Annotated in this window: 18 protein-coding genes; 14 read left to right on the top strand and 4 right to left on the bottom strand. The window is 49.1% G+C overall.

What is annotated here, in order from left to right; translation table 11 throughout:
• Positions 1 to 210: 210 nt before the first annotated feature.
• On the bottom strand, positions 211 to 1,527 hold the full coding sequence (locus PJE062_RS21475) for a UDP-glucose/GDP-mannose dehydrogenase family protein (protein ID WP_037037908.1): 1,317 nt from the start codon (positions 1,525 to 1,527) through the stop codon (positions 211 to 213).
• Between the two features lie 756 nt (positions 1,528 to 2,283).
• On the opposite strand from PJE062_RS21475, the gene PJE062_RS21470 reads away from it, so the two are divergent.
• Positions 2,284 to 2,958, top strand: a complete 675-nt coding sequence (locus PJE062_RS21470; protein ID WP_008551907.1) for a response regulator transcription factor — start codon at positions 2,284 to 2,286, stop codon at positions 2,956 to 2,958.
• Between the two features lie 58 nt (positions 2,959 to 3,016).
• Here the strand turns inward: PJE062_RS21470 and fliI are convergent, their stop codons facing one another.
• The 3 genes from fliI to flgF are packed head-to-tail and all read right to left on the bottom strand — an operon-like array spanning position 3,017 to position 5,763.
• Complete coding sequence (gene fliI / locus PJE062_RS21465; RefSeq protein WP_014285225.1) at positions 3,017 to 4,333, bottom strand: flagellar protein export ATPase FliI; 1,317 nt, start codon at positions 4,331 to 4,333, stop codon at positions 3,017 to 3,019.
• Positions 4,334 to 4,351: 18 nt separating this feature from the next.
• Entirely contained in the window at positions 4,352 to 5,038 is a 687-nt protein-coding gene (locus PJE062_RS21460; protein WP_008551756.1) for a hypothetical protein, read from the bottom strand.
• The gene (gene flgF, locus PJE062_RS21455; RefSeq protein ID WP_008551866.1) at positions 5,038 to 5,763 is read right to left on the bottom strand and encodes a flagellar basal-body rod protein FlgF; all 726 of its coding nucleotides are present in this window, start codon (positions 5,761 to 5,763) and stop codon (positions 5,038 to 5,040) included. Before flgF ends, PJE062_RS21460 begins: the two co-directional genes overlap by 1 nt.
• A 262-nt stretch (positions 5,764 to 6,025) precedes the next feature.
• Between flgF and motA the strand changes: the two genes are divergently transcribed.
• From motA to flgI, 13 genes are all read left to right on the top strand, one after another.
• The gene (gene motA / locus PJE062_RS21450) at positions 6,026 to 6,910 is read left to right on the top strand and encodes a flagellar motor stator protein MotA (RefSeq protein WP_008551824.1); all 885 of its coding nucleotides are present in this window, start codon (positions 6,026 to 6,028) and stop codon (positions 6,908 to 6,910) included.
• Positions 6,910 to 7,875 carry a flagellar motor switch protein FliM gene (locus PJE062_RS21445; RefSeq protein WP_008551846.1) on the top strand — a complete coding sequence of 322 codons (966 nt, stop codon included), beginning with the start codon at positions 6,910 to 6,912 and terminating at the stop codon, positions 7,873 to 7,875. The genes motA and PJE062_RS21445 overlap by 1 nt, the downstream gene beginning before the upstream one ends.
• The gene (locus tag PJE062_RS25865) at positions 7,856 to 8,512 is read left to right on the top strand and encodes a hypothetical protein (protein ID WP_050773965.1); all 657 of its coding nucleotides are present in this window, start codon (positions 7,856 to 7,858) and stop codon (positions 8,510 to 8,512) included. Before PJE062_RS21445 ends, PJE062_RS25865 begins: the two co-directional genes overlap by 20 nt.
• Positions 8,513 to 8,580: 68 nt before the next feature.
• On the top strand, positions 8,581 to 8,925 hold the full coding sequence (fliN, locus tag PJE062_RS21435; RefSeq protein WP_371256390.1) for a flagellar motor switch protein FliN: 345 nt from the start codon (positions 8,581 to 8,583) through the stop codon (positions 8,923 to 8,925).
• Positions 8,926 to 8,975: 50 nt separating this feature from the next.
• Positions 8,976 to 10,007 carry a flagellar motor switch protein FliG gene (locus PJE062_RS21430; RefSeq protein WP_008551790.1) on the top strand — a complete coding sequence of 344 codons (1,032 nt, stop codon included), beginning with the start codon at positions 8,976 to 8,978 and terminating at the stop codon, positions 10,005 to 10,007.
• Positions 10,008 to 10,062: 55 nt separating this feature from the next.
• Positions 10,063 to 11,124, top strand: coding sequence for a flagellar biosynthesis protein FlhB (gene flhB / locus PJE062_RS21425; RefSeq protein ID WP_008551812.1), 1,062 nt, complete (start codon positions 10,063 to 10,065; stop codon positions 11,122 to 11,124).
• Between the two features lie 40 nt (positions 11,125 to 11,164).
• Positions 11,165 to 11,614 carry a hypothetical protein gene (locus PJE062_RS21420; protein WP_208982429.1) on the top strand — a complete coding sequence of 150 codons (450 nt, stop codon included), beginning with the start codon at positions 11,165 to 11,167 and terminating at the stop codon, positions 11,612 to 11,614.
• A 155-nt stretch (positions 11,615 to 11,769) separates the two neighbouring features.
• On the top strand, positions 11,770 to 12,159 hold the full coding sequence (gene flgB, locus PJE062_RS26180; protein ID WP_247643141.1) for a flagellar basal body rod protein FlgB: 390 nt from the start codon (positions 11,770 to 11,772) through the stop codon (positions 12,157 to 12,159).
• 8 nt (positions 12,160 to 12,167) lie between these two features.
• Positions 12,168 to 12,584: a flagellar basal body rod protein FlgC gene (gene flgC, locus PJE062_RS21410; protein WP_054785332.1), complete on the top strand. Its 417-nt coding sequence runs from the start codon at positions 12,168 to 12,170 to the stop codon at positions 12,582 to 12,584.
• On the top strand, positions 12,584 to 12,940 hold the full coding sequence (locus tag PJE062_RS21405; RefSeq protein WP_008552048.1) for a flagellar hook-basal body complex protein FliE: 357 nt from the start codon (positions 12,584 to 12,586) through the stop codon (positions 12,938 to 12,940). Before flgC ends, PJE062_RS21405 begins: the two co-directional genes overlap by 1 nt.
• 23 nt (positions 12,941 to 12,963) lie before the next feature.
• Positions 12,964 to 13,752, top strand: coding sequence for a flagellar basal-body rod protein FlgG (gene flgG, locus PJE062_RS21400; protein ID WP_008551802.1), 789 nt, complete (start codon positions 12,964 to 12,966; stop codon positions 13,750 to 13,752).
• Positions 13,753 to 13,761: 9 nt separating this feature from the next.
• Positions 13,762 to 14,244, top strand: a complete 483-nt coding sequence (gene flgA, locus PJE062_RS21395; RefSeq protein ID WP_037037906.1) for a flagellar basal body P-ring formation chaperone FlgA — start codon at positions 13,762 to 13,764, stop codon at positions 14,242 to 14,244.
• Positions 14,245 to 14,248: 4 nt separating this feature from the next.
• Positions 14,249 to 15,373, top strand: a complete 1,125-nt coding sequence (gene flgI, locus PJE062_RS21390; protein WP_008552046.1) for a flagellar basal body P-ring protein FlgI — start codon at positions 14,249 to 14,251, stop codon at positions 15,371 to 15,373.
• Positions 15,374 to 15,470: the final 97 nt, after the last annotated feature.

Raw genomic sequence — 15,470 nt, 5'->3', positions numbered from 1 at the left:
ACCTTCAAATATGCAGATTGTTCTCAGTTCAAAAGCTCTTGGGATTAGCTCTGAGAGAATCTGCCCACGCGATAATTAAAATTCGCATGACTTGCCCATTGAAAGCAAACCGCAATTGTCACCTCTGTGGTAACAGCACTGAAAAATGGGGCAAGGATTTGGAGAGCTGGAAAAGTCCCGGTGAAAAAGTGCTTCACCGGGACAAATCGATCAGATTTCTTCGTCAGGACGACCAATACAGGTGTAGGAGAAGCCGTGTTTTTCAACTTCTTCTTTACCATAGATATTCCGAAGGTCGACAAGGACCGGTGAAGCCATCTCTTCTTTCAGGCGACCAAAGTCGAGAACGCGGAAGGCATCCCACTCAGTCACAATCACGAGGGCATGCGCATTCTTGGCAATCTCATAGGCGTTGCTTCCGAAAGTCACATCATCCATGAGCTCAACGGCAGCTTCCATGCCTTCTGGGTCGTAAGCGTGAATATCCGCGCCTTTGTCCTGAAGCGCCTGCACAATAGAAAGGGCAGGGCTGTCACGCATGTCATCTGTGTTTGGCTTAAAGGTTAGGCCAAGAACAGCGATCTTCTTGCCACGCACATCACCGCCAACAGCTGCAGCCACTTTCTTGGACATGGAGCGTTTGCGCTGGTCATTGATAGAACAAGTGGTCTCAATCAGACGAACAGGGCTGGAGTTGTCCTGTGCGGTTTTAACGAGAGCGAGTGTATCTTTCGGGAAGCAGGAGCCACCATAGCCAGGACCGGCATTCAGGAATTTGGAACCAATGCGGTTATCAAGGCCGATACCCCGAGCTACATCCTGAACGTTGGCACCAACTGCTTCACTCAGATCCGCAATCTCATTGATGAAGGTGATCTTCATCGCCAGGAAGGCGTTACCAGCGTACTTGATCAACTCAGAAGTACGGCGGCTGGTAAACAGCAGCGGAGAGTGATTGAGATAAAGCGGGCGATAGACTTCAGTCATAACCGCTTTGGCTCGCTCACTGGAAAGGCCAACCACGATACGGTCAGGGCGTTTAAAGTCGCTGATCGCAGCTCCTTCACGCAGGAACTCTGGGTTGGAGACCACTTCAAAGTCTGCATCTGGATTTGTCTGGCGAATAATACGCTCAACTTCATCACCAGTTCCAACAGGAACAGTGGACTTTGTCACAACAACGGTGAAGCCATCCAGTGAAGATGCGATCTCTTCTGCTGCGGCATAAACATAGCTGAGATCAGCGTGTCCATCACCACGGCGGGAAGGGGTGCCAACGGCAATGAAAACAACGTCGGCTTTACGTACGGGCTCTGCAAGCTCAGTGGTGAAGCTCAGGCGTCCAGCCTTTACATTGCTTGCAACAAGTTCTTCCAGTCCCGGCTCGTAAATTGGGATCTCACCGTTCTTCAGTTTTTCAATCTTGTCTTCTGCTTTATCTACGCAAATGACTTCGTGACCAAAATCAGCGAAACAGGTGCCTGACACCAACCCCACGTATCCGCTGCCTATTACTGTAATTATCATTGTGTCTCCTGCACGAGCCGACTGCTTTTGGGTGTGCAAATAGGTTTGTTAGAGTTGAAACGCAATAGTACATAACCTGAGATGAAACACATCCCACAGTTAGGTATAGCCCCCTGATAAAGAGGTATCCTTGCCTGAAAAAAGAATGACATTGTGGTAAAATTGTAGTCGAATTGTGACGAGTATAAGAGAGTAATGCACCTTCATTTATCTAAACTTCTAGGAGAATACATTTCTTTTATAAGTAGGAAAATAATGCCTACTAAGAATTGAATGGTTAATATGTCAATTTAGATAAAATTACATTAGTCAACTCAATTACTGTAATAAGTATAAGTACGCCCGTTTTTCTCATATTTCGAAGCTTATTTTGATTCTACTCCTTGCATATGCAGATGCTAACTTAAAATTGCTAATAGTTTATCCCAAGGATTTTTCGCGTTAAACGGGAACTCAAATATGGAGAGGATGTGGCAAAAATATGCCGCTCTGCTTTTTGTCCTACAAAATTTAAAGGTATAAAAATTTGAGGGTAAAATGCATCATTTTCCGAGAAACGGCAGAAAATAGTACCTGTAAATTGAATTAAGATAAAATTGTAAATAAAGTTTATTCTTATTTTCTATTATAATTACTATAGTTTTCTGTAGGGTTTTACTTGGTTTTGAAGGTAAAAAATCTTCAAGAGAAATTGACAGGATGTGTTTCTCTGATTTACCAGCGATATATTCATTTGGGAATGAATGGGTTGGGGTTATGTATTTAATTGTTGATGAACAACAGCTTGTAACCGATGGGTATGCATCTGGATTTGAGCGCGAAGGCATCTCGACAAGCGGCTTTAGTCCGGACGACTTTCGGGATTGGCTAAATACTGCGCCTGATACAGAGTTTGAGGCCGTCGAGGCCATTTTGATTGGTGAGATTGGCGAGCGAGATAAGTTTTCTCAGATTATTCGCCGTAGATGCTCACAGAAGCCGGTTTTGGTTCTAAATAGCAGTCCAGTACTTGAGCAGACCTTGAAACTGTTTGCTGCTGGTGTTGATGATGTTGTCCGCAAGCCGGTCCATCCGCAGGAAATCCTTGCGCGTGTAAATGCGATCAAGCGTCGAACAACAAACCAGAGCATCAATGTTGAGCTGGGTGATCTGACGGTTTACTTCGATGGAAGGGATCCTGAGATCAAGGGTAATACGCTTGCACTGCCACGCAGAGAGCGTCGTATCCTGGAATACCTTGCGCAAAACAATGGTCGCCGTTTGACAAAAACTCAGATCTACAACTTCGTCTATGGCATCTTTGAAAGTGAAGTAGACGAGAACGTGATCGAAAGCCACATCAGTAAGCTTCGCAAAAAGCTGCGCAGTCAGATGGGATACGATCCCATCGATTCAAAACGCTATCTTGGCTACATTATCAATTCGCTGTAACAACAAAAAAGGCTGCATTTGCAGCCTTTTTTGTTGTTCAGAGTAATCTCAGCAATTCTTATAGTAATTGTGCTAGCTCGTTAAAGGCATCCTGGCTTGAAGGTGCGTCTAAGCCCTGCACAAGCGCGCTATAGATTTTAGGGGCAATCTCAATGGCCTGATCCAGGAGTGGATCTACACCCTCTTTATAGCCGCCCATCATGCGTAAATCTTTTGTATCCTCAAACTTGGCGATCATAGCCTTGAGCTTCGTGATAAGCTCTCGCTCCTGAGGTGACCAGCAGCTCTGTGCAAGGCGTGAAATGGAGCCCAGCACGTTAACGGCTGGATAGCGGCCTTCCTCAGCAATATGCCTGTCCAGAACCACGTGACCATCCAACAGACCACGAATATTGTCGGCAACCGGATCGTTGTGATCATCACCGTCAACGAGAACTGAGAATATTGCGGTCATCATGCCGCTACCTTCTATTCCAGGTCCTGCACGTTCTAGGAGGAGAGGGAGCTCGGAGAAGACGCTTGGAGGGTATCCTCGCGAAAGAGCCGGTTCACCTGCTGCAAGCGCTACATCACGCAGTGCATGCGCATAACGTGTTACGCTGTCGACGATAAGAAGAACGGACTGTCCCTGATCTCTGAAGTGTTCTGCAACGGTCATCGCAGTCTTTGGAGCAAGGCGCCTCATCATCGGGCTCTCGTCGCCCGTGGCAACAACGACGACAGACTTTGAGAGTTGATCCCCAAGGGTCTCTTCGACAAACTCACGTACTTCACGACCGCGCTCACCAATCAGACCGATCACAACCGTATCGAAGGAGTTACTTCGAGCAATCATAGAAAGCAGTGTTGATTTACCAACACCAGAGCCTGCGAAGATACCAAGGCGCTGTCCATGGCAAATCGGTGTGAAGAGATCAAGGACCCGCACACCAGTCAGTGCAGCGTCTTTTACACGCGCTCTATGAACCGGGGGAGGGGGGAGATTGTTGAAAGACGCAAGCGTAGGCCCTTCAGCCATCGATCCTAGACCGTCAATCGGATGTCCAAACGCGTTGATGATGCGTCCTCTCCAGCTGTTGTCAGGGTAGAAGCTGAGTTCACCGCAGCGTTTGACTTTAATGCCCAGTCCAAGATCCGATCTGGACGCATAGGGCTTTACGAGCACGCTATCTGGTTCAATTCGGATGACTTCGCCAAACTCTTCGCCGTTGTTGCTCATATAGGAGACTTGATCTCCCAAATTGACACCGCCGGAAAGGCCTTTAACTCTGAGGTGATTAGGGGTGACCTCACAGAGGGTCCCACTTATCTCAATATTCCATGAGCTTGATGGAATCTGAGCGGTAAGTTCCTGAATGCGCGCAAGGGCGGTCATAAACAACCTATTGAAGTGTTAGCTGTGTGCAATCGTATTGCGATGTCGTTCCTGCAACTGCTTGAGCAGATCTTCAGGGAGCAAGTTCCGTGCATCCTGAGAGAGCTTCTCTACAGTCGGAAGCGTTGAGGAGGCACTTGGACCCTCAGGGGCTTCATCCACCTCTGATTTACCCGCAAGCGCTTCAATCAGCTTATCTTCGCTTCCCATAGAGATTGCTTCAGCCGATGCGATATCGCCGAACAGAGGCGGGATATCTTTAGACTGAACCGGAAGAATAGGTGTTCCCCGCTGTAGGGAGGAAGTCATATCCGGTGCAGGTTGTGGCATAGGTGGAGGAGTACTGATCTTCTGCTCAATGACATTCAAAGCTGTGGCTTTTTCTGTATTGGCGTTTTCGGCATCCAGTACACCAGTGATCTTCATTTCAGCGATGTTGCCAGCAACAAGACCAGCCATACCCAGAGGGCCGGCAATCATGCCATAAAGAGAGCTGCCCGCGACGCGAGAGCGAACAGACGCTTCATCACCGGTGATCTCGCGATAAAGCGTGTTGACGCCGGGAATATGCTGCAGGGGATTGATAATATCCAGTAGCTCTCCAAGGCTAAAGGGCTCAGAAGAAGACTTCTGAGTGACTTTAGCCGTGTTGGTTCGATCTTCGCCGGTCGTGCCATTGATTGATTGTACTGGATTAACCGCCATTAGCCTTCTCCCAGCTTACGGATAGTCTGCTGCCGGATGCTTTCAACGCTCTGCATCATCGAGTTAGTACTTTCAAATGCACGCGTGATGGTGATGAGCTTTGTGATCTCAGAGATAGGATTGATGTTAGCACCTTCCACAAAACCCTGAGCAAATCCATTCTCAGCAAAGTCCAGAACAGGTTCTGCAATCGCATCTGGAATGACACCAGAGTTGCCAGTTCGGCTCAGCTTTGCATCTTCTGGTATGGAGAAGAGCCCAAGCACACCAACTTGGCGGCCTTCCTGATAGATCGTTCCATCCTTGGAGATCTCTGGTGGGCCGCCCAGTGGATCGAGAATAATTGGTGCATTGCCGCTATCAAGAACTGGATTGCCCTCAATGCTACGAAGGATGCCGTCTACGCCGATCTGGAAACGGCCATCCCGGGTATACGCTACGCCATTGCCAGTCTGAATGCCGAGCCAGCCAGATCCTTCGATGGCAACATCCAGAGAATTCCCTGTCTGCTTAATGGCACCAGCCTGTCTGGAGATGTAATTCTCACCAGTAGAAGCGAAGGTAACAGGATCTTTGCCAGGGCGTTTAACGAGGCTGTCGAACTTAACTTCGTCCGCCCGATATCCCGCAGTTTCCATGTTGGCCACATTACGTGCAACAGTTTCCAGCCTCCGCTCAAGAGCCATCTGGCCGGAAAGGGAAACATAGAGAGAAGGAACGACCATAGTTAAGTCTCCAGATCCAAACGATAAAATCCGCAGAATTCTGCAAGCTTGGATCGCTGCTGCTATGCATAAAGCATGTACAGAGGCGATCAAAGCAAACCTATCTGCACTCAAATACGCGTAGAGAATGCGTCAGATGGCTTGTCTGAAGCTGTATGGCGGATTGCGCTGGTTTGTTTTTCTGTACGCCAGCTTCGGACAAGTAAGCCTCGCTACCACAAACTAAGAAAAGTGCTTGTCCGGTAAGTGTGTGGAGCGCAAATTGAATATTCTAGTTGGCCTCGTGATCGTTATTGGATCAATAATTGGTGGTTATGTTGCTATGGGTGGCTATATGAAGGTGCTTTGGCAACCTTTTGAGCTGCTGATTGTTGGTGGAGCTGCCTTCGGTACCTTTGTGGTGGCTAATACCTTTAAGACGATTAAGGATACCGGCCGCGGTATTCATGAGGCTTTGATGAATGCAAAGCCGAAAAAGCGTGATCATCTGGATACGCTGAGTGTGCTCTACGGGCTTATGCGAACTCTTCGTGCAAAGGGTCGTAATGATGTTGAGCAAATCATTGATAATCCGGCGGAATCTGAGCTGTTTCAGCGTTTTCCGCGGGTTCTTGCTAACGTCTCTCTTACGAGTTTTATCTGCGATTACTTCCGTCTCATTATTATTGGTAACGTGCGTCCGCATGAGATCGAGGCCCTGATGGATGAAGAGTTGCATACTCTTGGTCGTGAAGAGATGAAGCCTTATCAGGCGCTCAGTATTGCTGCTGAAACTCTTCCTGCGCTCGGTATTGTTGCGGCGGTGCTGGGTATCGTGAAGGCGATGGGGGCTATTGATCAGGAGCCGGAGATTCTTGGTAGTCTGATTGGTGCAGCTCTGGTGGGTACGTTCCTGGGTATTTTTCTTTCCTACGGCATTGTTAGTCCAATCGCCGTGAAGATCAAATCAATCCGTGAGCAGCGCTATCGTCTTTACATTGAAGTGAAGCAGACGCTTCTCGCATTCATGAATGGCGCGGCGCCTCAGATTGCGCTTGAGCATGGTCGTAAGACAATCGGTGCTGATGATCGTCCGACAATTGATGAAGTTGAAGCTGAAACTATGAATGCTGGTCCTGTGACGTCCGCAGCTGGGAGTGAAGGTTGATGGAGCCGCAAGATCTGGATGTGGGTGATGAGGTTATTAGTCCTCAAAACGCCAAAGTTGATTTGCCTTCGCGTTTGCTGGATGCAGCGGGACTGGGTGTCGATCGCCTTCCAATGCTTCATGTGGTCTTTGATCGTATGGCGCGACAGTACATCGATACGCTTCGCCAAATGGCGGCAACCGCTCCTTACTTAGCTGTGCAGTCCGTTTCAAATGAGCGAATTGGAGATGCGCTTGAGCAGTACGAGGATCGTGCAGTAGTTGCCGTTCTTCATGCTCAAGAATGGGATGCGCGCATTCTGCTTGGCTTTGATCGCACTTTCATCTTCTCCATGGTGGAGGTTCTGCTTGGCGGAGATGGGGAAGAGGAGCCATTTCTTGAGGATCGCTCTCTAACCAACGTTGAGCAGCGTCTCGCCTATCGCATGTTTGAAGAAGCAGCAACTGCGCTTGAGACTGCTTTTGAGGCAATTGCGGACACGTCTTTGAAGGTCGAGCGCCTCGAAAACCGTATGGAGTTTGCGCAGACTGGTCGTAAGAGTAATCCTTGCGTGCTGGCAAAGATGACGGCTGAGATCATTGGTCGTGAAGGCGAAATCTTCATCATTATTCCGCAGTCAGTCCTCAATCCGCTTCGTGAAAATCTGACGCAGGTTCTTTCTGGTGAGGTGGCTGGTCGCGATACGCGCTGGACCAAGCAATTCCAGCAGGAAGTGCAGCGGACTGAAGTTAAACTCACTGCTATCCTCGAAGAACAGCGTATGACGCTTGAAGAGGTTGCACAGTTCGAAGTCGGACTTGTTCTTGAGCTTAATGCTACGCCGAAAACTGCCGTTCAGCTCGAATGTAATAGCCAGCCATTGTTTAACTGCCGCCTTGGGCAGGTTGCGGGATCTTACACTGTGCGCGTTGAAGAGTTGATCGAGCAGGAAGGGGAACTTCTCGATGATATCTTATCTAATTGATGGATTTTTACTTTTTGCTCTTTTGATCACCACCTGGCGCGTCGTTGTGATGTACCGACAGCTGAAAAGGCTTTCGAGTTATCACGAAGAATACCAGCGGATTTTTGATCAGACCTCAGAGGCGATGGACAATATCGGTCTGTCTTTGCAGGAAATCCGCGTTCGTGGAGAAGAGATCCTGAGCAATCTCGGTCAGCGTATCGATGAGGCGCGTGAGGCGACCGTCGATATCTCTGGGGTGATCCTTCAGGCGCAAACTGAAATGAAGGCGCTTCAAGAGCACATTGAGTGGCTGAGCAAGAAGAGTGACGAAGTCGGTATCAGTATGGATGATGCGCCGCCGCGTCCAGGTGGAGACAGAGGGCGTAGGTCTGGTCGCTCTGCAAAGCCAGCTGCCGCGCGCGCTAAGCAGAAGCAAAAGCCGGTTTCAAGTGCTTCCTCAAATGCAGCAGCTCTGCTTCTTGCGGGTGGGTTAGGTAAGCCTGCAGCGGAAGAAAAAGCTGAAAACACTGCAGTGTCGGCAATTGATAATCAGAACGTCAGAGTAAGAAAAGTTTCTTTCGGCCAGAGCGCCACATTCCGATCTGTAAATGTAAAGGACGACGAAAGTCCTGAGAAGGAGAATGATCCGCAATGAGCAGCTCAAATGAAATGAGTGATGAAGCCCTCGCACTGCAGTGGGAAGCAGCTGCTTCTGAGGCCGAGATGGATATGGATATGGCAGCTCCGGCTGCGTCAGCCCAGCCTGCGGCATCTGCACCAGAGAAGGGCGTCAGCGATGAAAACGTTGATCGTAACCTAGATGCAGTTCTCGGTATTCCTGTCGATATGCAGGTGGTTCTTGGCTCTGCGACCATGCCAGTGGCAAGCTTGCTGAAGCTGGGTCGTGGTGCGGTAATCCCGCTTGATCACCGTGTTGGTGAGCCGGTCGATATCGTCGTGAATGGTCGTACAGTGGCGCGTGGCGAGATCGTGGTAGTTGAAGATGACAACTCCCGATTTGGCGTGTCGCTGACCGAGATCGTGGGTGCAAAAGGCAACTACGCCTAATCTCACCTGAGCTGTGCTTGATTTATATGTGTATCCGAGGCGCGTAGAGAATGAACAGTGTTGTTCCAGCTGAAATGGGAAGCGTCATTTCCAAAAAGAATGGCCATCAGAAAGCAGCAGCTTTGCTGTTGGCTATGGGAAGTGACAAGGCAACTCGTGTTCTGAAGCATTTCGATAATGATGAAATGCGGATGATCATCCGGGCTGCAGCTGATCTGGGCACAGTTCCTGCCAGCGAACTCGATGAGTTGATTGAAGAATTCATCGAGTTGTTCTCAGGCGGGGTCAACCTGTTCGGCACAGCAGAAGGTGCGGAAAGCCTTCTGAAGGGCATTCTCCCAGAAGACCAAGTCGCAGAAATTATGTCGGACGTTATGGGCTATTCCAAGCGTTCGATTTGGGACAAGGTCTCACAAATCTCGGAGCATGTTCTTTCTACTTATCTTCAGAAAGAGCACCCGCAAACGGCAGCAGTTATTCTTTCCAAAATCTCTGCCAGCGGCGCAGCGCGTGTGATTTCCCAGATCCCGCGTAGAAAGCGTAACCAGATTGTCCGCCGTATGTTGACGCTGAAGCCAATCGTGGAAGATGTCATGGAGGAGGTGCAGAAGACACTGCACGAGGACTTCATGGTGAACTTTGCGAGGACTGTGGGTACAGATGCGCACGTGCGTATGGCTGATATCCTCAACAAGATGGAACGTGACGATCTTGAAGATACATTGGGCAATCTGCGAGAGGCTCTGCCAAAATCCGCAGAACAGCTCGATGCACTGCTCTTCACCTTCGACGATATCCAAAATCTGGATCTGCGTACCAGAACTGCCATCTTTGATGATGTTACCAGTGAAGTTATCACGGCAGCTCTTAAAGGCACTAATCCAGAGTTCCGTCAGGCTATCCTTGCAAGTATGGCCTCCCGTGCACGCCGTATCGTTGAGAACGATCTGGCTTCCGGTGAGCCTATGACTCAGCGCGAAGTTATGGATGCGCGTAGAGCGATCACTGACCTTGCTCTTGAAAAAGCCAATGCAGGTGAGATCGATCTTGAGATCGGACGTGGAGAAGAAGTCTACGTCTAAAGCTTCGGCATGACTTTTTAAGTTTGTCAGACCACCTTGAGAAGCGGCAGGTTTCATGTCTGAAGATCAGGATCCCGATAGCAAGACCCAGGAGCCCACGGAGAAAAAGGTCCGTGATGCCTTGGAGAAGGGTAACATCCCAGTCTCCAAGGAAGCTTCTGTGCTTGCCTCTATGCTGGGTCTCCTGTTGATCCTGTCCTTCATTGCTGTCGATAAAGCACAGGGTCTCGTTCAGTTTCTGAAGTGGTTTCTCGATAACCCTGGTGAGATCAGTTTTGTCAGCGCGGCGGAGCCCCTTCAGTTGATGTCTGCCGTGGCGTTTGAGTTAGTCTGGTTTCTTGGTCCAATTGTGGCCCTTCTGATTTTCTTTGGCTTGGCTTCATCTTTTATGCAGAACACGCCGCGACTTGTGCTTGATCGTATTGAGCCGAAGCTAAGCAAAATCTCTTTGAAGAAGGGATTTGGTAGGCTCTTCAGCGTCAATGGCGCAATGGAGTTTATAAAGTCTCTCTTTAAATTGGTGACAGTCATCGTTGTTGCTGCGTTGGTTTTGAAATCGCAGCAAGCAGTCGCGCTAACGTCCATGTATAGCGATCCAACTCAGTTGCCGCAGCTTATTTTGTCTGTGGCGATGACGTTGCTCTCCGGTATTTGTGTAGCCACCATTTTCCTGGTTGGCTTCGATTTGGTTCTCGCCCGTTTCCAGTGGCGCAAGAACCTGCGTATGTCGCATCAGGAGCTCAAGGACGAGTTTAAACAGGCGGAAGGTGATCCGCTGATCAAAGCTCGCTTGCGTTCTCTGGCGCGTGACAGGGCGCGTAAGCGTATGATGTCATCCGTGCAGGATGCGACAGTCGTTGTTGCAAACCCGACCCACTTCGCCGTTGCGCTGTATTACGAGCGTGATGGCGACCAGGCTCCGCGGGTCGTTGCAAAAGGGCAGGATATTATCGCCCTGAAAATCAAGGAGCTCGCCTATATACATGATGTTCCGGTTGTTGAGGATCGACAATTGGCGCGTTCACTGTACGCCGCCGTAGAGATAGATCAGAGTATTCCAGAAGAATATTATCGCGCGGTAGCAGAAATTATTTCATATGTTTATTTAAAGCGCTAAACACCTAGGTGAAGCGCATTTTCGCCTTGCGAGGGTAATTTTGTCGATTAAGACCACTTTGAAGAATAATGACTTGCCAGCAAAGTCTGAAGATGTCCTGCGGGAAGCCTTAATTGCAAACGCGATGAAGCCGATTGCTGCCGAGCTGCGGCTTTGTGATTTGTCGTCGCTTGCTCGTCATATCCTTTCCAATGAATCTGCAAATCTCACTGATTTGCTGGAGTCTTCAACGGAGCTTTATTTCAAGCCAGAAACACTGATGTATGCGGGGACGTCCTCCATTGATTTGAATTGGAACGGGGACGTGACGGTTTGTCTGCATATGAAGTTCACCAATGAGGGTGTGAGCGTTATGTTCCACCTGTTCTTGTTGGCATTAAATTCAGCTGTTGATGTGAAATTTATCGCTTTTGATCAGCCTTCTGATGATCCACAGGAGAACACAAAACGGCTGGAAACTGCGCTTTCAGATGCGCGCCTAAACTCCTAAATATAATTTTTACGTTTTATTAAGTTAAAATTTTAAGATAAAAAGATATACTTGACTAACTAAGTATATCTTTTTTGCTTTTCGCGGAAATATTGATTCCACCAGCTACGGACAAGATTGCGCTGCTATCCACTTTGAGCAGTTTTTGTAGTGGAGTGGAATTTTTGGAGCCCGTATATCTTTTTAGTTTGGTTTCGCGGCAAAATTCTTGGCTGTCAGTTCGTCAGTCAACAATTTCCGAAAATATCGCGAACGTTGATACTCCTGGTTTTGCGAGTAGGGATGTCGAGCCTTTTAAGGATGTCCTGGACAAAACCAGTATGCAGATGGCTGCAACGCAAGCCGGTCACATTAGCGAAGATGGAGCGAATTCTCGTCGTGTTCGCGTGAGTGATGGTGAGGCGTGGCAGGTCACCGTTTCCGATAACTCCGTTTCCCTTGAGCAAGAGCTGATTAAGTCAGGTGAGGTCGCTAGGCAGCACTCGCTTAACACCCAATTGGTTGGGTCCTTCTACGGTTTGATGAAGTCCAGCTTAGGGAGATAAGTTTTATGATTGATCCACTTGTAGCTTCTCTGAAAATTTCCTCCTCGGGTTTGAGGGTTCAGTCGCAACGCATGCGCATTGTTTCTGAGAACTTAGCGAACGTTCAGTCGACTGGTGATACCCCTGGTGCAAACCCATACCAGCGCAAGACCATCACTTTTAAAAGTGAAGTAGATCGTGCGCTTGGAGCTAATCTTGTTGCTGTAAAAAATATCGGCTCAGACAAAGGTGATTACCGTGTTGAGTTTGATCCATCGCACCCAGCTGCAGATGAAAACGGCAACGTAAAATATCCAAACGTTAATACTCTGATTGAGCTTGCAGATATGCGTGAAGCCTCTCGTTCTTATGAGGCCGGTCTGCAGATGATGGTGAAATCCAGAGAAATGATTACCCGTACAATTGATTTGCTGAGGAGTAGGTAATGGCGGATCTTTCGGCGTTGAGCACAGTATCTCGCGTATCGACGTTTACCAGTGGTGTAAATGACGTTTCTTCTACTGCTCGCACCCGTCAATACCTGGTTGGTGCTCCTCAGGACACTCGGGCGACACAAGGCGTTCAGGGTAGCTTTGCCGATACAATGGCAGACGTGGTTCGTGAAACCGCAGGCGATCTGAAAACTGCTGAAGCAACTTCCGTCGCTGCTGTGCGCGGCGAAGTTTCTGCTCAAAAGGTGGTTGAAGCCGTAATGAAGGCAGAGCTTTCCTTGAAGAGTGCAGTTGCTGTGCGTGACAAGGTTGTTGAGGCCTATCAAGAATTCTCTCGTATGAGCATCTGATTGTTTGAGAAAAGGTTTTACTCATGAAAGCTCTTGCTATTGCTGCGACGGGTATGTCTGCTCAGCAGAAAAACCTCGAAGTTATTTCCAATAACATCGCAAACATGAACACGACTGCGTTTAAAGCATCCCGTGCAGAATTTTCTGATCTTCTTTATCAAATGGATCGTGCGGCTGGTGTTTCCAACCGTGGCGGCGCTGCTCCAGTTCCGGAAGGTATTCAGCAGGGTCTGGGTGTAAAGACTGCAGCTATCCGCGAGCTTCATTCGAAGGGGCCGCTTAATCATACTACGAATACTTTCGATCTTGCGATCGATGGTCAAGGTTGGTTTGAGGTTGTTGGTCCAGACGGTGAGGCGCTTTACACTCGTGCGGGTGCCTTCAATGTGAATGGCGAAGGTGCGCTGGTGACATTGGATGGTTATGAGGTCCAGCCTGGTATCACTGTACCTATCGATGCAGTGAAGATCACAGTTAATGAGAGTGGTGAAGTCTTTGCCACTTATGCTGACGGTAATCCTGCGACGAGCATTGGTCAGTTGAGCTTGACGAGCTTCGTGAATGATGCGGGTTTGCGGGCAATTGGCGGAAATCTGTTCCGTGAAACTGAAGCCTCTGGTGCGCCAAACACCGGCATCGCAGGCGAGGGGCCTCTTGGTGTGATCCGACAGGGTTACCTTGAGGGTGCAAACGTTGATCCGGTGAAAGAAATCACTAGCCTGATCAGCGCACAGCGCGGCTATGAGATGAACTCCAAAGTTATTCAGGCTGCCGATGATATGGCTGGAACCGTATCTAAGGGCATTCGCTAGGGCCTGAGCATGATTGCCTCAAAGCGCCTCCCTAAACTGGCATTGCTATTATGCTGCGTGCCGCTGGTAATTACATCGGCATCAGCAGCAAGTCGGCGCGAAGTTGTAAAGCTTCCTGTGCCGGCCATGATGATCTACCCGGGCGATAAAATCGAAGAAGGAATGCTTCGTGAGCACGGGTTCTTCAAAAAGTCTGTTGCGCAGCTTTCGATTGTCAATCGGATGCAGGACGTAGTTGGTCTGGAGGCGCGACGTACTCTTTTCCCTGGAAAGCCTATCCCAAAAAACGCAGTTCAGGATCCGGTTGTTGTGAAACGCGGTTCCTCTGTTCTGCTTGTGTTTAAGGAAGAGGGGCTGGAGATCCGCGCCATTGTTGAGGCGCAGGAATCCGGGGCAATTGGTGCAAACATCAGGGCACGTAACCCTGATACTGGTTTAAGTGTTTTGGGCAAAGTGCAAGAAGACGGATCTTTGCTGGCTGAAGGAGAATAAAATCGTGCGTTCTGTGAGCCGTTCTCTGGGGGCAATGTACCTTGCTTTTCTTGCATTGTTTTTGTCATTTGATAGCGCATCTGCGCTCGTTCGCATTAAGGATATAGCTGACCTGCGCGGCATGCGTTCAAACCAGCTTGTTGGCTATGGTATTGTGATCGGCCTGAACGGCTCTGGCGATACCATGCGTAACTCTCCTTTTACTGAGCAATCCCTGCAATCCATGTTGGAGCGCATGGGCGTGAATGTTCGTGAAGCGAACTTGAGTTCTCGAAATGTAGCAGCAGTTGTCGTAACAGCCGAGCTGCCACCATTCATCGGCAATGGTGCGCGGATCGACGTTTCTGTTGGTTCCTTGGGAGATGCAAAATCGCTTCAAGGCGGCACATTGCTCGTGACACCTTTGATGGGTGCTGATGGAAATGTGTATGCCGTAGCACAAGGCTCCGTGTCAGTTTCCGGTTTTTCTGCTGAAGGTGATGCAGGTAGTCTGACGCAGGGCGTGCCGACTGCTGGTAACGTACCTAACGGTGCTCTCATTGAGAAGACGCTGCCTGACTATTTCTCTTCTATGCCGCAGTTGGTTCTGGAGCTTAAAAATCCAGACTTCAAAACTGCTGTACGCGTGACTGATGCAATCAATGCGTTTTCTCTGAACCGCTATGGCCTGAAGCTCGCAAGTGAGCTTGATTACAGATCTGTCCAGGTGCAACGCCCGGCTGGCATTAGTTCAGTGCGATTTATTTCTCAGATCGAAGGCCTGATGGTTCAGCCTGATACGCCCGCTCGTGTTGTTGTCGATGAGCGTACAGGTACCGTTGTTATTGGTCAGAACGTCCGGATTTCAACAGTTGCAGTTACGCATGGCAATCTGACTGTTCGTGTTTCTGAGCGTCCGGAAGTCTCTCAGCCTAATCCGTTTGCTCAGCAGGGTGAAACCACTGTTGTGCCACGTACAGACATCGACATTCAGCAGGAAGATGGTCAGTTGCAGCTGATTGGCGGTACCGACTTGCAGACTTTGGTGCGTGGTTTGAACCGCATCGGTCTGAAGCCAAGCGGCATCATCGCAATCCTTCAGGCGATCAAGCAGGCAGGGGCTCTGCAGGCAACTCTCGTGGTCAAGTAAGACCGCACGGCAATTGGATAAGCCACGGGCAAGCTTGTGGCTTCAATGTACCGCTAAACCTATTGGAACTGAGTTGTAATGCCTCTCTTAAAGCTCT

The sequence above is a fragment of the Pseudovibrio sp. JE062 genome, assembly GCF_000156235.1.
Lineage (GTDB): Bacteria > Pseudomonadota > Alphaproteobacteria > Rhizobiales > Stappiaceae > Pseudovibrio.
Note: the sequence above shows the minus strand (reverse complement) of the source record. Positions and strands in the feature narration are given on the sequence as shown.

What these genes read in the sequence shown, in the direction of transcription:
- PJE062_RS21475 (WP_037037908.1), bottom strand. Translation starts at nt 1,527, where the DNA reads ATGATAATTACAGTAATAGGCAGCGGATACGTGGGGTTGGTGTCAGGC.
- PJE062_RS21470 (WP_008551907.1), top strand. Translation starts at nt 2,284, where the DNA reads ATGTATTTAATTGTTGATGAACAACAGCTTGTAACCGATGGGTATGCA.
- fliI (WP_014285225.1), bottom strand. Translation starts at nt 4,333, where the DNA reads ATGACCGCCCTTGCGCGCATTCAGGAACTTACCGCTCAGATTCCATCA.
- PJE062_RS21460 (WP_008551756.1), bottom strand. Translation starts at nt 5,038, where the DNA reads ATGGCGGTTAATCCAGTACAATCAATCAATGGCACGACCGGCGAAGAT.
- flgF (WP_008551866.1), bottom strand. Translation starts at nt 5,763, where the DNA reads ATGGTCGTTCCTTCTCTCTATGTTTCCCTTTCCGGCCAGATGGCTCTT.
- PJE062_RS21445 (WP_008551846.1), top strand. Translation starts at nt 6,910, where the DNA reads ATGGAGCCGCAAGATCTGGATGTGGGTGATGAGGTTATTAGTCCTCAA.
- PJE062_RS25865 (WP_050773965.1), top strand. Translation starts at nt 7,856, where the DNA reads ATGATATCTTATCTAATTGATGGATTTTTACTTTTTGCTCTTTTGATC.
- fliN (WP_371256390.1), top strand. Translation starts at nt 8,581, where the DNA reads ATGGATATGGATATGGCAGCTCCGGCTGCGTCAGCCCAGCCTGCGGCA.
- PJE062_RS21430 (WP_008551790.1), top strand. Translation starts at nt 8,976, where the DNA reads ATGAACAGTGTTGTTCCAGCTGAAATGGGAAGCGTCATTTCCAAAAAG.
- flhB (WP_008551812.1), top strand. Translation starts at nt 10,063, where the DNA reads ATGTCTGAAGATCAGGATCCCGATAGCAAGACCCAGGAGCCCACGGAG.
- PJE062_RS21405 (WP_008552048.1), top strand. Translation starts at nt 12,584, where the DNA reads ATGGCGGATCTTTCGGCGTTGAGCACAGTATCTCGCGTATCGACGTTT.
- flgG (WP_008551802.1), top strand. Translation starts at nt 12,964, where the DNA reads ATGAAAGCTCTTGCTATTGCTGCGACGGGTATGTCTGCTCAGCAGAAA.
- flgA (WP_037037906.1), top strand. Translation starts at nt 13,762, where the DNA reads ATGATTGCCTCAAAGCGCCTCCCTAAACTGGCATTGCTATTATGCTGC.